The organism is Staphylococcus saprophyticus subsp. saprophyticus ATCC 15305 = NCTC 7292 (assembly GCF_000010125.1).
In the GTDB taxonomy this organism is placed as follows: Bacteria; Bacillota; Bacilli; order Staphylococcales; family Staphylococcaceae; genus Staphylococcus; species Staphylococcus saprophyticus.
In genome coordinates this window covers 411,178-426,946 of sequence record NC_007350.1, presented here as the reverse complement: position 1 = coordinate 426,946, position 15,769 = coordinate 411,178, and the positions used below count along the sequence as shown (strand labels likewise).

15 protein-coding genes and 3 pseudogenes are annotated in these 15,769 nt (G+C 33.7%); 7 read left to right on the top strand and 11 right to left on the bottom strand.

All coding sequences use genetic code 11. The annotated features are described in order from the left end of the window. Both mhqE and SSP_RS01905 read right to left on the bottom strand, forming a co-directional pair. Positions 1-957, bottom strand: a complete 957-nt coding sequence (gene mhqE / locus SSP_RS01910; RefSeq protein WP_011302365.1) for a ring-cleaving dioxygenase MhqE — start codon at positions 955-957, stop codon at positions 1-3. Positions 958-1,026: 69 nt separating this feature from the next. Next, positions 1,027-1,458 carry a MarR family winged helix-turn-helix transcriptional regulator gene (locus tag SSP_RS01905; protein WP_011302364.1) on the bottom strand — a complete coding sequence of 144 codons (432 nt, stop codon included), beginning with the start codon at positions 1,456-1,458 and terminating at the stop codon, positions 1,027-1,029. Between the two features lie 240 nt (positions 1,459-1,698). On the opposite strand from SSP_RS01905, the gene aldA reads away from it, so the two are divergent. After that, positions 1,699-3,123: an aldehyde dehydrogenase gene (gene aldA, locus SSP_RS01900; protein ID WP_011302363.1), complete on the top strand. Its 1,425-nt coding sequence runs from the start codon at positions 1,699-1,701 to the stop codon at positions 3,121-3,123. Between the two features lie 152 nt (positions 3,124-3,275). On the opposite strand, the gene SSP_RS01895 is transcribed toward aldA, so the two are convergent. Further along, complete coding sequence (locus SSP_RS01895; protein ID WP_011302362.1) at positions 3,276-4,271, bottom strand: metal ABC transporter solute-binding protein, Zn/Mn family; 996 nt, start codon at positions 4,269-4,271, stop codon at positions 3,276-3,278. Between the two features lie 174 nt (positions 4,272-4,445). On the opposite strand from SSP_RS01895, the gene SSP_RS01890 reads away from it, so the two are divergent. Further along, complete coding sequence (locus SSP_RS01890; protein ID WP_172439371.1) at positions 4,446-4,727, top strand: GNAT family N-acetyltransferase; 282 nt, start codon at positions 4,446-4,448, stop codon at positions 4,725-4,727. Positions 4,728-4,824: 97 nt separating this feature from the next. On the opposite strand, the gene SSP_RS01885 is transcribed toward SSP_RS01890, so the two are convergent. From SSP_RS01885 to SSP_RS01875, 3 genes are all read right to left on the bottom strand, one after another. Next, positions 4,825-6,588: an ABC transporter ATP-binding protein gene (locus SSP_RS01885; RefSeq protein ID WP_011302361.1), complete on the bottom strand. Its 1,764-nt coding sequence runs from the start codon at positions 6,586-6,588 to the stop codon at positions 4,825-4,827. After that, positions 6,581-8,362 (bottom strand): ABC transporter ATP-binding protein, encoded by a 1,782-nt coding sequence (locus tag SSP_RS01880; protein WP_011302360.1) that lies wholly within the window; start codon positions 8,360-8,362, stop codon positions 6,581-6,583. The genes SSP_RS01885 and SSP_RS01880 overlap by 8 nt, the downstream gene beginning before the upstream one ends. A 234-nt stretch (positions 8,363-8,596) precedes the next feature. Further along, positions 8,597-9,142 carry a tubby C-terminal domain-like protein gene (locus tag SSP_RS01875; RefSeq protein WP_011302359.1) on the bottom strand — a complete coding sequence of 182 codons (546 nt, stop codon included), beginning with the start codon at positions 9,140-9,142 and terminating at the stop codon, positions 8,597-8,599. 187 nt (positions 9,143-9,329) lie between these two features. Between SSP_RS01875 and SSP_RS01870 the strand changes: the two genes are divergently transcribed. The 5 genes and pseudogenes from SSP_RS01870 to SSP_RS01855 form a co-directional block, all read left to right on the top strand. Beyond that, positions 9,330-10,139: a VOC family protein gene (locus SSP_RS01870; RefSeq protein ID WP_011302358.1), complete on the top strand. Its 810-nt coding sequence runs from the start codon at positions 9,330-9,332 to the stop codon at positions 10,137-10,139. A 190-nt stretch (positions 10,140-10,329) separates the two neighbouring features. Beyond that, positions 10,330-10,593 (top strand): CAT RNA binding domain-containing protein, encoded by a 264-nt coding sequence (locus SSP_RS01865; protein WP_011302357.1) that lies wholly within the window; start codon positions 10,330-10,332, stop codon positions 10,591-10,593. 5 nt (positions 10,594-10,598) lie between these two features. Continuing rightward, positions 10,599-10,751, top strand: a pseudogene (locus tag SSP_RS13350) (PRD domain-containing protein); the annotation flags it as partial. Positions 10,752-10,793: 42 nt separating this feature from the next. Continuing rightward, entirely contained in the window at positions 10,794-11,132 is a 339-nt protein-coding gene (locus SSP_RS13125) for a PRD domain-containing protein (RefSeq protein WP_011302356.1), read from the top strand. Further along, positions 11,056-11,475: pseudogene (locus tag SSP_RS01855) on the top strand (family 1 glycosylhydrolase); the annotation flags it as partial. The gene SSP_RS13125 and the pseudogene SSP_RS01855, both read left to right, overlap by 77 nt. Before the next feature lie 40 nt (positions 11,476-11,515). Here SSP_RS01855 and SSP_RS01850 read toward each other — a convergent pair. The 5 genes and pseudogenes from SSP_RS01850 to SSP_RS01835 all read right to left on the bottom strand — a co-directional run bounded on the left by SSP_RS01850 (position 11,516) and on the right by SSP_RS01835 (position 15,760). After that, complete coding sequence (locus SSP_RS01850; RefSeq protein WP_041784883.1) at positions 11,516-12,175, bottom strand: NAD(P)H-dependent oxidoreductase; 660 nt, start codon at positions 12,173-12,175, stop codon at positions 11,516-11,518. A 92-nt stretch (positions 12,176-12,267) separates the two neighbouring features. Then, positions 12,268-13,074 carry a Cof-type HAD-IIB family hydrolase gene (locus SSP_RS01845; protein WP_002482337.1) on the bottom strand — a complete coding sequence of 269 codons (807 nt, stop codon included), beginning with the start codon at positions 13,072-13,074 and terminating at the stop codon, positions 12,268-12,270. Positions 13,075-13,331: 257 nt separating this feature from the next. Beyond that, positions 13,332-13,862 carry an NAD(P)H-dependent oxidoreductase gene (locus SSP_RS01840; RefSeq protein WP_011302353.1) on the bottom strand — a complete coding sequence of 177 codons (531 nt, stop codon included), beginning with the start codon at positions 13,860-13,862 and terminating at the stop codon, positions 13,332-13,334. 105 nt (positions 13,863-13,967) lie between these two features. After that, positions 13,968-14,111 (bottom strand): annotated as a pseudogene (locus SSP_RS12750) (helix-turn-helix transcriptional regulator); the annotation flags it as partial. 119 nt (positions 14,112-14,230) lie between these two features. Beyond that, the gene (locus SSP_RS01835; RefSeq protein WP_011302352.1) at positions 14,231-15,760 is read right to left on the bottom strand and encodes a sodium:solute symporter; all 1,530 of its coding nucleotides are present in this window, start codon (positions 15,758-15,760) and stop codon (positions 14,231-14,233) included. Between the last annotated feature and the right edge of the window lie 9 nt (positions 15,761-15,769).

Sequence of the window (15,769 nt, the reverse complement as noted above, 5' to 3'; positions counted from 1 at the left end):
TTATCTGCTTGTATCAAACGGACGTATTTCTGATTCAATATAGGCTCTTTGTGGTTCTAGAAATGGTGGTAAAGCTAGACTTTCACCCAATGTTTCATAAGGCTCATCACCCATAAATCCAGGTCCATCTGTAGAAACTTCAATTAATATATGTCCTATTCGTGCATATAACGCTTCAAAATAAAATCGATCTACTAAACCAGAATTACCGATACCTAATGTTTGATATTTTTCTAACCATTGTACGATTGCTGCATGATCTTTTAGTCTAAATGATACATGATGCACCTCACCATAACCTTGTCTTGCTTCAGGTCCATCTGTATCTTTCCTTAAGATAACTTGCCCCCCATTACCCCCTTCACCGACTTCTAAAATGACTACTCCGTCTTCTTTAGTTAAGACTGTCATGCCAAATACATCTTCAAGTATTTTCATAAAATCCTCAAAATAACTCACGGTAATTTCGATAGGACCTAGACCATAGATTGCTTTATCCATTGGTACTGGACCATTTTTCCATGGTTTACCTGGTGCCACACCTTTATTATGCTCATCAGACACCAGTTGGTAACTTTGACCATCTACCTCTTCAAACGGTAATACCTTTGTACCAAAGAGTGATTGTATACCCTCATGTTTAATATTAAATTCGTCAAATCGTTGCTCATAATATTCCAACGCTTCATCGTTAGGCACTCTAAATGAAGGACGTGTAATTGAATTTGTACCTGCTGACCCTTTAGGAATATTAGGAAAATCAAAGAATGTCATATCCGTTCCAGGTGAGCCTTCGTCATCCGCAAAAAATGTATGATACGTATAAATATCATCTTGATTTACTGTTTTCTTAACGAGTCTCATACCTAATACTTCTGTGAAAAATTGATAGTTTCTTTCCGCATCATCTGTCATTGCTGTGACATGATGAATACCTAATAATTGGTTATTTGTCATAATAAACGCCTCTCCCTTATAATTATCTCGATTTCGAAGTAATTTTTGATAAAAATTTTAAGTGCCCTTTTATTCAATCGGTTGAGCACTTAATTTTTTTAAAGTTGTTTGTAATACCGTTATTTCTTCATCTGTTAGTACTGAAAAAGTAGATTCTAATGTTGATGCATGATCTGGGAATATTTCATCCATCATACTACGTCCCTTATCGGTTAAAGATGCATTCGTCACACGCTTATCTTTCTCATTGCGTTGTCTAACTACACAGCCTTTTTCTTCTAATTTATCTACGACATACGTAATGCTACTACTTGCTATTAATACACGATTACCGATGCGTTGAATGGGTTGGTCACCTTTATTGTAAAGCAACTCCATTACAGCAAATTCTGTTACATTTAATCCATAACGTTGCACATCTGTTTTAACGATTTTCATTAGATGATCTAAGGTTCTATTTAAACCAACAAATGTATTTAAAGATATTTGTGTACGATCCACTTTTTTCACCTACTCCCTAAATTTATTTCGAATTCGAGATAAATTATAATGCGCTATTCACTTTCTGTCAACATACAAGTATAAAAAATATATCACCCACTATAAATTTAGCATTAGTCCGTTTTAAGCACTTTCAGTAAGACATATAAAATAATATATTGAATGTACGTTTCAATGAAAATCAAGCGTTCGGTTTTTCATCATTACTTAAGTGGTATGTATATATTGTGAGGTGCACAATTGAATCAATTATTTATAAACAATGAATTTATAGCAAGTAAATCTACTGACACAATGGATGTTATCAACCCTGCAACAGGAGAAAAAATAGATACGATTACATTTGCAACGGAAGCCGAAGTCAATGATGCTGTAGAAAAATCCAAACAAGCTCAATTAGAATGGGAAAAAACACCAGAGCCTACACGCGCTGATCATGTTAAATTGCTCATTCCATTATTAGAACAAAACAAAGATACATTAGCTGAACTTTATGTTAAAGAGCAAGGTAAAACCTTAGCTTCAGCAAAAGGTGAAATTGATAAAGCTATTCAATTCATTGACTATATGACTGGATTGAGTATGAATAATAAAGGAGAAGTTTTAAAAAATAGTCGTGAAAATGAAACCATTTTACTAACGAAAAAACCGATTGGTGTAACTGCAGGCATTGTACCTTGGAATGCGCCAATTATGGTCTTGATGAGAAAAGTGATTCCTGCTGTTATTACTGGTTGCTCTGTTGTCATTAAACCAAGTGAAGCAACTTCTTTAATTACATTAAAAATCGCAGAATTACTACGTGCCTCAACGATACCTGCTGGCCTAGTACAAATATTACCAGGTACAGGCGAAACTGTAGGAACGCAACTAGCACAACATCCTGATATCCAACTCATTTCATTAACCGGTAGTATGCGCGCTGGTAAGTCTGTCTATGCTGAAAGTGCCTCTACAGTCAAAAAAGTGAACTTAGAGCTTGGAGGTAACGCGCCAGTTATCGTTACATCAAATGCTGACTTAGATAAAGCCGTTAATTATATTGTTACAGCAAGAATAAATAATGCTGGTCAAGTTTGCACTTGTCCTGAGCGTATTTTTGTCCACCAAGATATTCACGATACATTTATCGACAAATTGAAAGCTCAAATGGAACAATTAACAGTCGGCGATCCGTTTGATGAATCTACAGATTATGGTGCCATTATTAATCAACAACAACTTGACAGTATAGATGACAAAGTACAAAATGCTGTAAAAAATGGTGCTCAATTAATCACTGGTGGTCATAAAATTAAGCGTTCTGGTTTCTTTTATGCTCCTACTATTTTAGATCATATCAATCTCGAAGACAGTGCGTTCAAAGAAGAAATATTCGGTCCTGTTTTACCAATTGTGACATATTCTGAATTTGAACATGCGCTTAACCAAGCCAATGATACGAATGCAGGCTTATCATCATATATCTTTTCTGAAAACTTAAAAGAAATTATGTTAGCTACTGAAAAACTTAAATTTGGTGAAGTTTATGCCAATTGTGAAGCCGAAGAAGTCGTTAATGGTTTTCATGCTGGCTGGAGAGAATCTGGCTTAGGTGGCGCTGATGGTATTCATGGCTTAGAAGAGTATTATAATACAACTGTTTCTTATATTAGATATGATTAACTAACTTAGACCATGTCTTTTGTTAATACCGACTATTATTTTTATAATATAAGTTCATTAGATTGATACTGACGGAAAAGTGCTCAAAATAAAAAAGGTGCACATAGCTTATTTATGACAGTTCATAAATGGTTATGCGCACCTTTTTCTAATTAATGATTTAATGCTTTATCCAATGATTTAATATTTTCTTTCATAAGTGATTGATAGGTTATATCTTTATCATTCATTTCTTTTTTAGATAGTGTAGCCATATTGTGAAAGCTAAGCGGTGTTGTGTTAGATTCTTTCTGAATAACATCTGTTACTTTAGAAGAGATGTTTTGTTCATAAAGCACATACGGTTGTTTTGTATCATCAATGCGCTTAACAATAGCCATTAAATCCCTTTGACTAGGTTCTTCATTATTCATACCACTGACACCTTCTTGCTTAAATCCATAACGATTGGCTAAATAACCAATAGAATCATGCGAAATCACTACTGTATCTCGTTTAGGATTTGAAGTAATATCTTTCATTTCATGATTAATATCATCCAAATCAGCAATAAGTTGTTTATAACGTTTTTCATAATATGCTTTATGGCGTGAATCTTTTTTCACTAAGTCATCCTTAATCGCTTTCACCATCTTTTTGTTTAGAACTGGGTCTAGCCAAATATGTGGATCTTTGCTACCCTCTTCGTGATCATGCCCTTCATGTTCATCGTGTTCTTCATGCGCTTCGTGTCCTTCGTGCTCATGGTCATGTTCATGTTCATGATTTGATAATAAATCAGCTTGCTTTAAATTCGCTGCTACAGGTAATTTTAGATGCTCATTATTGATTGAGCCCGCAATTTTTTTAGCGACAGGATCCATATCTTGATTAGAATAAATAAATAAATCGCTCTTAGCAATATTCACCATTTCTTTTTGTGTTGGCTCAAAAGAATGCATATCTGCGCCAGGCGGATAAATTGATTCAACATCTACATATTTGCCACCAATTTGCTCCGTAAAACTTTGAAAAGCAAAAGCTATTGTATATATTTTAAGTTTATTATTTGTACTGACGTCTTTTTTCTCACTTTTATTGATGTTACCACACGCACTTAATGTAATCATCATTACACATGTCAGCATGATTATTATACTTTTCTTCAAAAAACGCCCCTCCAAATCGAAATTATTTCGTTAAAACTATAAACTTATTTTTGCAATATTTCAATGCTTTTAACTCAATCTATTACATTTCTTCTCATTTCATTCAATCACAAATTGTTTAATAGTCGCTAAAATGTGATATTTAATAACTATAGACAAAAATTAAGGAGCGATATTATGGCTGAAATTAAACAAGGTACAAACAAATTTTACATTGGTGATGACGAAAATAATCCACAAGCTCAAATTACTTTTAACCAACAAAATGATAATCAAATCGATATTGACCACACTGGTGTACCAGAAGAAATGGGTGGCCAAGGTATTGGTTCTCAGTTAGTTAAAGCTGTTGTTGATTACGCACGTGACAATAATTTAAAAGTATCTGCTACATGTCCATTTGCTAAAAGCGTTATTGAAAAACATGATGAATATCAAGATGTGTATGTCGGTTAATCAAACATTGGACCTATTAATATAGGCATAGGACATCGAGTTTCACACTCGTCATCCTATGCCTATACTTATATTTAAATTAATTATGATAACAGTTTTATCCATTCTGTAATAAATACATATTATGATAAATACCTTTTTGTGCTATCAATTGTGCATGCGTACCACGTTCAACAATTTCCCCTTTATTTAATACAAATATTTGATCAGCATCTTGAATTGTAGATAATCGGTGGGCAATCGCTAATGTCGTACGGCCTTTTCTCATTTTATTCAAAGATTGTTGGATTTGTTCCTCTGTTTCTGAATCTATATTCGCTGTGGCTTCATCTAAAATTAGGATTTTAGGATTTGTTGCAATCGTTCTTGCAAAAGCAATCAACTGTCTTTCACCACTTGAAAATGCGCTACCTTTCTCAATCACTTTATGTTGATATTGATTTGGCAGTTTTTCAATAAAATGATTTGCATGAACAAACTCTGCTGCTGCTTTCACTTGTTCAAATGTCATTGAAGGATGATAAAGTTTAATATTTGAAGCTATCGTGCCATAGAACATAAAGGCATCTTGTAAAACCAAGCCAATTTTTTCTTTCAATTCTGTTTTTGGTATCTTTTTAATTGAATTGCCGTCTATTTTAATATCACCGCGATTGAATTCATAGAAACGCATGAAGAGATTGATGATAGAACTTTTACCAGAACCTGTATGACCGACAAGCGCAATCATTTCTCCTGGTTTCGCGGTCAAACTAATGTTTTTTAACACGTCTGTTTCTCCGTCATAACTAAAGCTCACATTGTCGAACTCGATTTCACCGGTCTCAATAGCATTGTCATTGTTTGCTTCTTGTTGTGGTTCATACGTATCATCATTGATGAGTGCAAACACTCTACTTGCTGAAACCAGCGCTTGTTGCAGTATATTTAAATTTTGACTTACTTGATTGATAGGTTCAAAAAAACGTTCCATATATTGTACAAAAGCAAACACCACACCTGCAGTGATGCCAGTAGTAAAGCTGATTACTCCAAAGTATCCAAGAATCATTACAACCGCAAAAATTGAAATAGAACTGATTGCAGGGCGAAGTAAAAGACTATCTAATTTAACAGTTTTTAACATATATTGATAATGTTCATCATTAATCTTATTAAATTCTTTATTTAATCGGCGTTCTTGATTAAAGGCTTGGATAATTTTCATGCCTTCTATAGATTCCGCTAACTTCGAATTTAAATCAGATAACCGTTGTCTTGACTTTGAAAATAAAAAAGCAGAATACTTTCTATAACTTGCTAATATTATCATTATGATAGGTAAAAAAATGAGCGCAATTAAAGCTAATTTGACATCTAACACAAACATCATGATGTAACTTGAAATCATCATAAAGAATGCCATTATAAAGGTGGAAAAAACACCTACAATCATATCAACAATCGTTTCTGTATCATTTGTAAGTCGAGAAACAATGCTACCACCAGGTACTTTATCAAAGTATCTCATACCTAATTTACCCAGCTTATTAAATGCATCAATCCTTAATTGTTGAATTACTTTAAATGCTAAATATTGAAATAAATATTGGCTAAAGTAAAGGGTGATAGCGCCAATCAACTGTATGCTAATAAAAATAACAATCAACCATACCATTGTCTCTTTAGGAAAATGGCGTGGTGTCAAATAATCATCGATGAAAATTTTCACCATATAAGGTGTCATCATACTAGCAATCGTTGATAATATGAGCGTAATAAATGCCAAAACAATAATCCATTTATAGGGTAAGGTGTATTTAAATAACCTAATGAGTGCGCTACCTTGATCTTTTGCTGTTAGATTAGCATTTTCAGTCATTTTCACCATCCCCTTTCGTTAGACTATCCAAGTTGCGAGACAGTTGCTCTTGTAATGCTTGAGCCTGGTAAGTATCGTAATACCAACCTTTTTTACTCATCAGTGTTGCGTGATTACCACGCTCGATGATACGGCCTTCATTCATTACTATAATTAAATCGGCGTGTTTTACAGCACTCATTCTATGTGCCGTTATAATATTGGTCTTACCGCTTCTCAGACGTTCCAAATTTTCTAATATGGCTTCTTCTGTTTGTGCATCTACTGCTGATAATGAATCATCTAAAATGAGTATTTCTGGATTAACGAGTAGCGCACGTGCAATAGAAACACGTTGCTTTTGACCACCTGATAACGATACACCACGTTCTCCTACTACGGTTTGGTAATCTTTAGAAAATTGCATGATATCATCGTGAATGTGACTAAGCTTGCTAGCTTCAAATATTTTCTCATCGTCAATCGTTTCATTACTAAATGCAATATTATTACGTATGGTTGTTGAAAATAAAAAATGTTCTTGTGGCACATAACCAAATTGAGCTCTTAATGACTCAACATTGTAATCACGAATGGGATGTCCACCAAATTCAATATCTTGAGCGTGTTGTGTATCAAATTCTCGTAATAATAACCTAATTAATGCACTCTTACCTGAACCTGTACGACCAACAATACCAACTGTAGAACCTTCTTTAATTGTAAAATGAATATCATAAATACCTTGATCCTCATTACCCGGGAAATAAAACTGATTTATATTAAACCTTATATCCCCTTGAGGACGTTCATCAATGACATATGAAGTATCGATATCATTAGGTAGTTCGCCAATTTCCTCAATACGTTCATATGATGCTTTAGCTCTTTGGACAATATTAAAAAACAGGCCTAGCGCTAGTAAAGGCCATACCAGCATGCCAAGATATGTATTAAATGTGATTAACTGCCCCAAGCTGATATCATTATGAAAAACCATCTGCGCACCGAATGCGATCGATAAGAAATAACTCATACCTATGACTAAAGTAATCGTTGGATCAAAAAGTGCATCTATTTTTGATACTTTCAAATTTTTCGCAACAACATCATCACTTAAATGCTTAAAATCCGCCTGATCACTTGGTTCATAGCCAAACGTTTTGGTTACTTTGATACCTGCCACACTCTCTTGCGTCTTATCATTTAGTTTACTAAACGCAGCTTGTGCTTTTTTAAATCCTTTACTTAGTAGCGAACCATAAATGCTGGTAAGCAATACCATAAATGGAAGTGGAATCATGGCAATCAACGTTAATTTCCAACTGACTGTTGTTGCCATCGTGATGATGACTGTGCCACCAGTTATCAATGAATCTGCAATCATTAAAATACCTGCACCTGCAGCATTTTGAACAGCTCTGATATCATTCGTAGCATGTGCCATCAGATCACCTGTTCTTCTATTTTGGAAAAAGATAGCACTCATTTCTGTATATTTTTTATATAGATAGGTCCTTAATATCTTACCTAATTTTTGACTTGTTCCAAATATAGATAATCTCCATACATATCTAAGAACGTAAGTTAATATTGCAGTAATAACAAGTATGAATAAATAAATGGCTAATAATCGAGGCGTTAATCTATTAGAAGTCATCTCATCAATTGTACGACCAATGATTTGAGGCGGTACAATTTCAATTAATGCGATTAACAATAAGGTGCCTAAGCCTATGAGATAACTCGTTTTTTGTTGTTTAAAAAACCAACCTAATTTCAAGAATACTTTCATCACGCCACCTCCATAAAATCATGATTTAATACCAAATCTATCAATTATTATGGACATCCATGCTTTATATCAGTCCATACAATACGTGTCTCATATTTTACCACAACTTAACATCTGTAAATAGAATGGATATATTACACACTAACTATCCACAGATTTCCATTGAATTTAAAAAATGAACTTGAGACATTTGCCATATCTCAAGTTCTAGCCTGGTATTATGCTATTGTTAACCTAGTTTGCATTTTTACGTTGTTTTTCCTGAAATTCATAAAACACTTGGAACAATAGTATTAACATAGCCGGATGATATGTTTCCGTTTCTATATACACATCGTGCCTGGAAGCAAATTTAAATCGCTCTGATTTTGTTTGCATAATTTCTTGATTACTCTCTGTCACCTTTACACTTCTCGAAAAAAATCCTGACTGAAATTTTATTATATCTCCTTGAGTCCCTTCAAAATACATAGTTGGTTTGAGCCCCATTTTCGAACGAAATAGGCCTATGGGTTGATTATTCTTTTCAACTGTCCAGACTGTCTTAAAAGGTTTTTTAATAGCACCGCTTATCGCACCCTCTTGCAACACACGATAGGTGTCTTGGCCATCTGTAATCTCAAAGTTCTGCTTGTTATTACCTAAATATGCCATTGTTTGTTGTACAGCCGACGTATAAAACAGTTCGATGGTAAACACTACATCTTCTTTATCATTATAAATTTCTATCGCTGAGCTAGAAGCATTGAAAAAGTTTTCTTTAAAATAATAGTGTGTCATCTATAACATCCTATTCTTTTGGATTTAATACATTGCGTTATACCCATTTTACAAAAATGAATCTTTTAATGCCACCAAATATATTTTTTATACTTTCCGAGCTTTGTGTATTGACTTAGTATATTTTTTATACTAGTATTCAACTTGTAATAATTATAAATACATGCAATGAATAAGGAGCTAAATTATGACTTTCCACGATAAAAATGCAACGCAAGTAACAAATATCACATTAAACGTCTCAGATTTGAAAAATATGATTAAATTCTACACACAAATTTTAGGGTTAACTATTAAACACGAAACAAATCATGCCGTTACCTTTAATGTCGGCGCACATGGACATACGCTAACACTAAATGAAATAGAAAACGGACGTCGTCCCTCTATGAGAGAATCAGGACTATTTCACATGGCGCTCTTATTACCGACGCGTCAAGATCTCGGTAATTTCTTATATCATGCTGCAAGTACAGGTGTTCAAGTTGGCGGTGGCGATCACCTTGTCAGTGAGGCGCTCTATTTTGCAGACCCTGAAGGTAATGGGATTGAAATTTATTATGATAGACCTAAAGCAGGTTGGATTTGGAATGACAATAAAGTGAAGATGGATACGCTCGAAGTCGATGCGAATGACTTAGTTGAACAAAGAAGTGAAAATGGATGGCAAGGTATGCCAGATGATGCAAAAATTGGTCACCTACACTTAAAAGCTGCTGATATAGGTCAATCCCGTCATTATTATCTCGACGAACTCGGCTTAGACCACGTTTCTGATTTACCACAGGCTGTATTTATGTCAACTAATCATTACCACCACCACATTGCTTTTAATACTTGGCAATCCAATATGTTACGCCAAAACAATAGCCAAAGTTTAGGCTTAACACATATAGAAATATATAAACCAAATGCACAAGAAACACAATTTATTGGACCAGAAGGTTTCGAAATTTTAGTTCATAGCAATACACATCTCGTTGCTGATAAAGACTAATTGATGCTAGGAAGATGTTATGACATTGATTGCAAAAGCAGTGTTCATTCAAGTTAAATGCGCACTGCTTTTTATTGTTTTCAGAAACGATATCGGCGTTTCTTTTTGACTTATGATAAACATCTACCCTATATTAAATATATAATCATTTTTATTACTAAGTTAATAAATAAGGGATGTTATATTTATTATGAAAATTACTAAAATATTGAATAACAATGTGGTTATTTCAAAGATTAACAATGAAGAACGTATCGTCATGGGAAAAGGGATTGCCTTTGGCAAACAAAATGGTCAAGAGCTAGAAAAAGACAAAATTGATAAAGTTTTTAGACTCACAAGCGAAGAACAAGAACGTATGCTCACGTTACTTAATGAAATCGATCAAAATGTCTTATTAACGACTCAAGATATTATTATCAAAGCCAATCAGCTTTATGAAAAACCTATGTAGAATCTATTTACCTATCACTAACGGACCACATAGATTACGCTATTAAAAGAACCAGAGAAGGTCACATTATTAAAAATCCATTATTATACGAAATCAACAGACTCTATCCTAAAGAATATGATTTATCAATAAACGCAGTTGAGACCATTAACCGCCGCTTTGATATTCAGTTACCTAAAGATGAGGCTGGATTTATTGCTATGCATATTGTCAACGCAAGTATGGATGAAAATATCGCAAATATATATGAAATCACAAAGATTACCAAAAGTATTTTAGATATTGTGCGCTATCACTTTAATTTACACATTAATGAAGATGCCCTAAGCTACTCCAGATTTATGACTCACCTCAAATTTTTCAGCCAAAGATTAATTAACCATGAGTCACTAAACGAAGTGACTGATGAATCATTGCTACAAGTATTGCAACAAAAACATGTGAAATCCGATGCATGTGTAGATAAAAAATCCTTACTTAGAAGCATCCGATTGGGGCTGGCAAATCGATTCAATTGGACTCAGAGTCGTCTTAAATGAATTGTGGGACCGTTATAATAAACCGTTATTCATTGTTGAAAATGGGTTAGGTGCAAAAGACACTATTGAAGATGGCCAAATTCATGATAATTATCGCATTGATTATTTACAAAAACATATTGCTGAAGCAAAAAGAGCCGTTGAAGATGGCGTTGATTTAATGGGTTACCTTGCATGGGGGCCTATTGATTTAGTATCAATGTCAACGAGTGAAATAACTAAACGCTATGGCTTCATTTATGTAGATCAAGATGATTACGGTCAAGGTACTAAAAAACGTATTAAAAAAGATTCTTTTGACTGGTATAAAGCTTTAATTCAATCGAATGCACGTGATTTATAATATAAAAAGCTTGGTGCAACTGCACCAAGCTTTTCTTCATTTATTCTAACCATTCTACGATATCATCTTGTGTTTGGCGTACTTTATCTTTCGGTTCCGTTTCTCTATAACCAAAAGCCACCATAACAGATGGCGCAAAATGCGCTTCGTCTATAATGCCATCATCAGTTAAAAATTGTGTGACCGCATCTAAATCAAAGCCTTCTATTGGACATGAATCGATATTTAATAATGCTGCACTTGTCATCATGTTACCCAGTGCAATATAAGTCTGTTTTCTCGCCCAATCTAATAAAGATTGGTCATTGTCATTAATGTGAAAGTTAGTTTGAAAATCATCAAATTTCTTTTCTGTAGCTGGAATGCTCGCTTCACTATATTTTTTTACATTTCTTATCATATGTTGTACGTAATCTGATTGTGAAGTTACATTTTTGCGTGCTAAAATTAATACAAAATGACTTGCTGTATCAAGTTGCCCTTGTGCACCCCAACTGATTGCTTTAAGTTTATCTCTAATTTCACGATTTTGAATAACTACAAATCTCCAAGGCTCTAAGCCTAATGAACTGGGTGAAAGTCTCCCCGTTTCTAAAATTGTATTAAAATCACTCTCTGAAATTTTTTTGTTTGCATCAAAGCGTTTTGTTGCATGTCTAAAATTAAAAGCATCTAAAATCGTTTGTTGCATTTGAGTCATCACTTTTTGAAACCTACCTTTCAAATTAATCATTTATATATGTAGTATAGCTATTTTGAAATTCGTATTAAAACAATATGTTTATAACACAATCAAATCGGTTTGTTTAATACTTCGGATTCAATCACGCTTAACACACCTTGCTTATCATTTGAGGGTGCCACATGTTTTGCTGCTTCAAACAACGAATGATCTTCACTATTCTCCATCACATAACTATGCTCGGCTAATAGCAACATATCTAAATCATTATTTGCATCACCAAATGCCATTAATTCTGACGCGTCGAGTTGCCATGTGTTCAATAAACGTTTTAATGCGTTCCCTTTTGTTACACCAGGGATAATGATATCAATACTATCATGTCCACTAGATACAAATTCTAACTTACCATTAAAACGCGCTTTAAGATCCTCATCAAGTGTAGGATGCGTCTCACGATTTATGTTAAATGCTATCTTCACATACTCATCTTCGGGTAAGTGTTGTAAAGAATGAATTTCTTCTAATTGACGATAATAAAAATGTGCATCTTTTTTAAACGACTCAGGATTTTCCTTTAAAATATAGGCACTACTTAATCCGCATACAATTAAGTTATTGATACCTCTTTCAATATTTAAATAATCTACCACTTGCTGATAAAAGTCTCTATCGAATGTTTGATAATCATATAATTTATCCCCTTCATAAATAACCGCACCATTTTCTGCCACAAAGTACATCGCTCGTTCTCCGAAAATTGATTTCAATTTCGCATATTGGTTACCACTAGCAGCTATAAACTTAATCTGCTGCGTTTTTAATTGCTGAAATATACGTTCAAATCGTTCTTCATCGTATGTTTTTTGCGTATTTAAAAATGTACCATCCATATCAACTGCAATTGCTTTTATCATAGTGTCCCCTCAAATCTTTAAATTTATATGTTTATCTATTATTATATCGACATTGTAGTTTGATTCAAAGTAAATCCCTTACATAATAGCTGAATTCATAAAAAAACAGAGTCAAACAGCAATCCCTTTTAATAAGATTTCGCTTGTTCCACCCTGTAGGTATGAACCCATATTATAAATACCTATACTTTACCGCTTCAATTTAATCATGTTAAATATAACCATAAACGAAAAAATTTGTCTTAGATTATCTTTAATTACTTGTTTAATGATTGAATAAAGTTCAAATAATCTTGCGTATTCTCTTCTAATTGACTAGGCGCAATAGTAAATGCACTGTATAGCTTATGCGCACCAACATAGTTTGCAGATACAAATCGTGTCGTTGCAATCATCGGACTCACTAATTCATCAATTGTAAATTTCACATTACCTTCTGGTGTATAGGCTTCTGCTATTGACCCAATAGAAATCGCTAATCCTATATTCTTTCCTTTTAAGGCGTCTCCTTTAGAACCATATGCCCAACCATGTGTAAAGACTTCATCTAAGTACTGTTTCATTAATGGTGGAGAACTATACCAATATAATGGATATTGAAAAATAATATGATCATGCGCTTCTATCAGTTTTTGTTCTTTTTCGATATCAATTTTGCCATGTGGATATTCTGGATAGATTTCATGTACTGTGACAGACTCACCTATCTTAGAAAGTGCATCTCTCCAATGCTTATTCACAGTTGAATTGCTAATATCTGGATGTGCAATAATGACTAATGTAGACATTTGGTCAGTACCTCACTTTTTTAAATTTAATAAGTATATATTAATCGCATATGACTCAAATTGAAAAATTTTTTGCCTAATTTAACTAAATCTTTTTAAAATTATTTAATTTTTCATATTTATTTCAAAAAAAAGTTCATCTACTGTCACATCAAATAATTTCGCGAGTTTAAATGCTAATGACAATGAAGGGTCATATTTAGCATTTTCTATAGCATTGATTGTTTGCCTAAAAACATTTAATTGCTTAAAATCCCTTAAGAAACACCAACTTCCATTCTGTCTAAGCTGTTAACAAAAATACATTAATATTTTTGAAATTAATAAAAAGCTTACCAGTGTGTACTACACTGATAAGCTTTACTTATCTATTTCTTCACATGTATTTTAGAAACGTAATTTGATTTTTCTTTAATATCAAAAATAGTTAAGCCAACAATATCTTTTTTCTTATCAGGTATTACAATACGGATTAGATAAGAGAAGATAAATGCAACTAGGAATGAAATAATGGATACAAAGAATGGCGAATTGCCACCGCCAATACCATTGAAGATATAAGCGAAGATAATACCTAACGCCAAACCGCATATAACGCCTAGGGTATTTGTTCGTTTCGTAAAGATACCTACAGCAAATACACCCGCCAATGGCACACCTACAAGGCCCGTAATTAATAGGAATAAATCCCATAAGTCATTAGAATCTGAAGCAATTAAGTAGATAGACATACCAAATCCAAATAAACCAGAAAGTATAATCATCCATCTAGCAAAAGTAACTTCGTCTTTCTCTTTACCTTTACCGAAAATTCTATGTTTGATATCGACAGATAAACAAGCTGAAATTGAATTTAAGCTTGATGAAATTGTAGATTGTGCAGCTGCAAATATTGTTGCAATAAGTAATCCGGCAATAAATGGTGGCATTTCTGTCAGTATTAAATAAGGTACAATCGATGATGTATTAAAACCTTCTGGCAAAGCACTTTCATGTGTGTAGAAGGAATAAAGCATTGTCCCCATACCATAAAATAATGGGGCTGAAATCAATGCCAAAACACCATTCATCCATAATGATTTTTTCGTTTCAGACATGGATTCAGATGCTTGATAACGTTGTACAACATCTTGACTTGCAGTATATTGATGCAAATTATTAAATATATTCCCTAAGAAAATAATAGGAATTGCTGCCGCGGCAGTATTAAACTTCCAATTATCTGCACTGATTAATTTTTTATGATCTAGCGCGTCCGTCACTACAGTTCCCATACCACCTTTGATATGTATAATACCCAAGATAATGATTGCTGCAGCACCACCTAATAGGATGATCCCTTGAATGAAGTCACTCCATACCACACCTTCAAAACCACCAAGGAATGTATAAAGAATACACAATATCCCTACTAGACTCGCTACGACATAAGGATTTAAATCAGAAACCGCAGTAATCGCTAGCGTCGGTAAATAAATCACAATAGCTACCCTTCCTAAATGGAACAATACAAATAGCAACGACCCAATCACACGGACACTCGGCCTAAATCGTGCTTCTAAATATTCATAAGCTGATGTCACCTTTAATTTTTTAAAGAATGGTACATAAAAATAAATTAACAATGGAATAATAGCTACAATAGCGATATTGCCAGCTATGTAAGACCAATCTGTTAAAAATGCTTTTTCTGGTGTCGACATAAATGTAATCGCACTTAATGTCGTTGCATAGATAGAGAACCCAACTGCCCACGAAGGCAAACGGCCACTAGCTGTAAAGAAACTATCTGTGTTTTGACTTGCTCGTTTTGTAAAATACGCACCCACCAATAACATTAATACGAGATAAACTATTACAGCTACCCAGTTCCACGTCCCAAAACCTACTTGTTGCATTTACTTCAT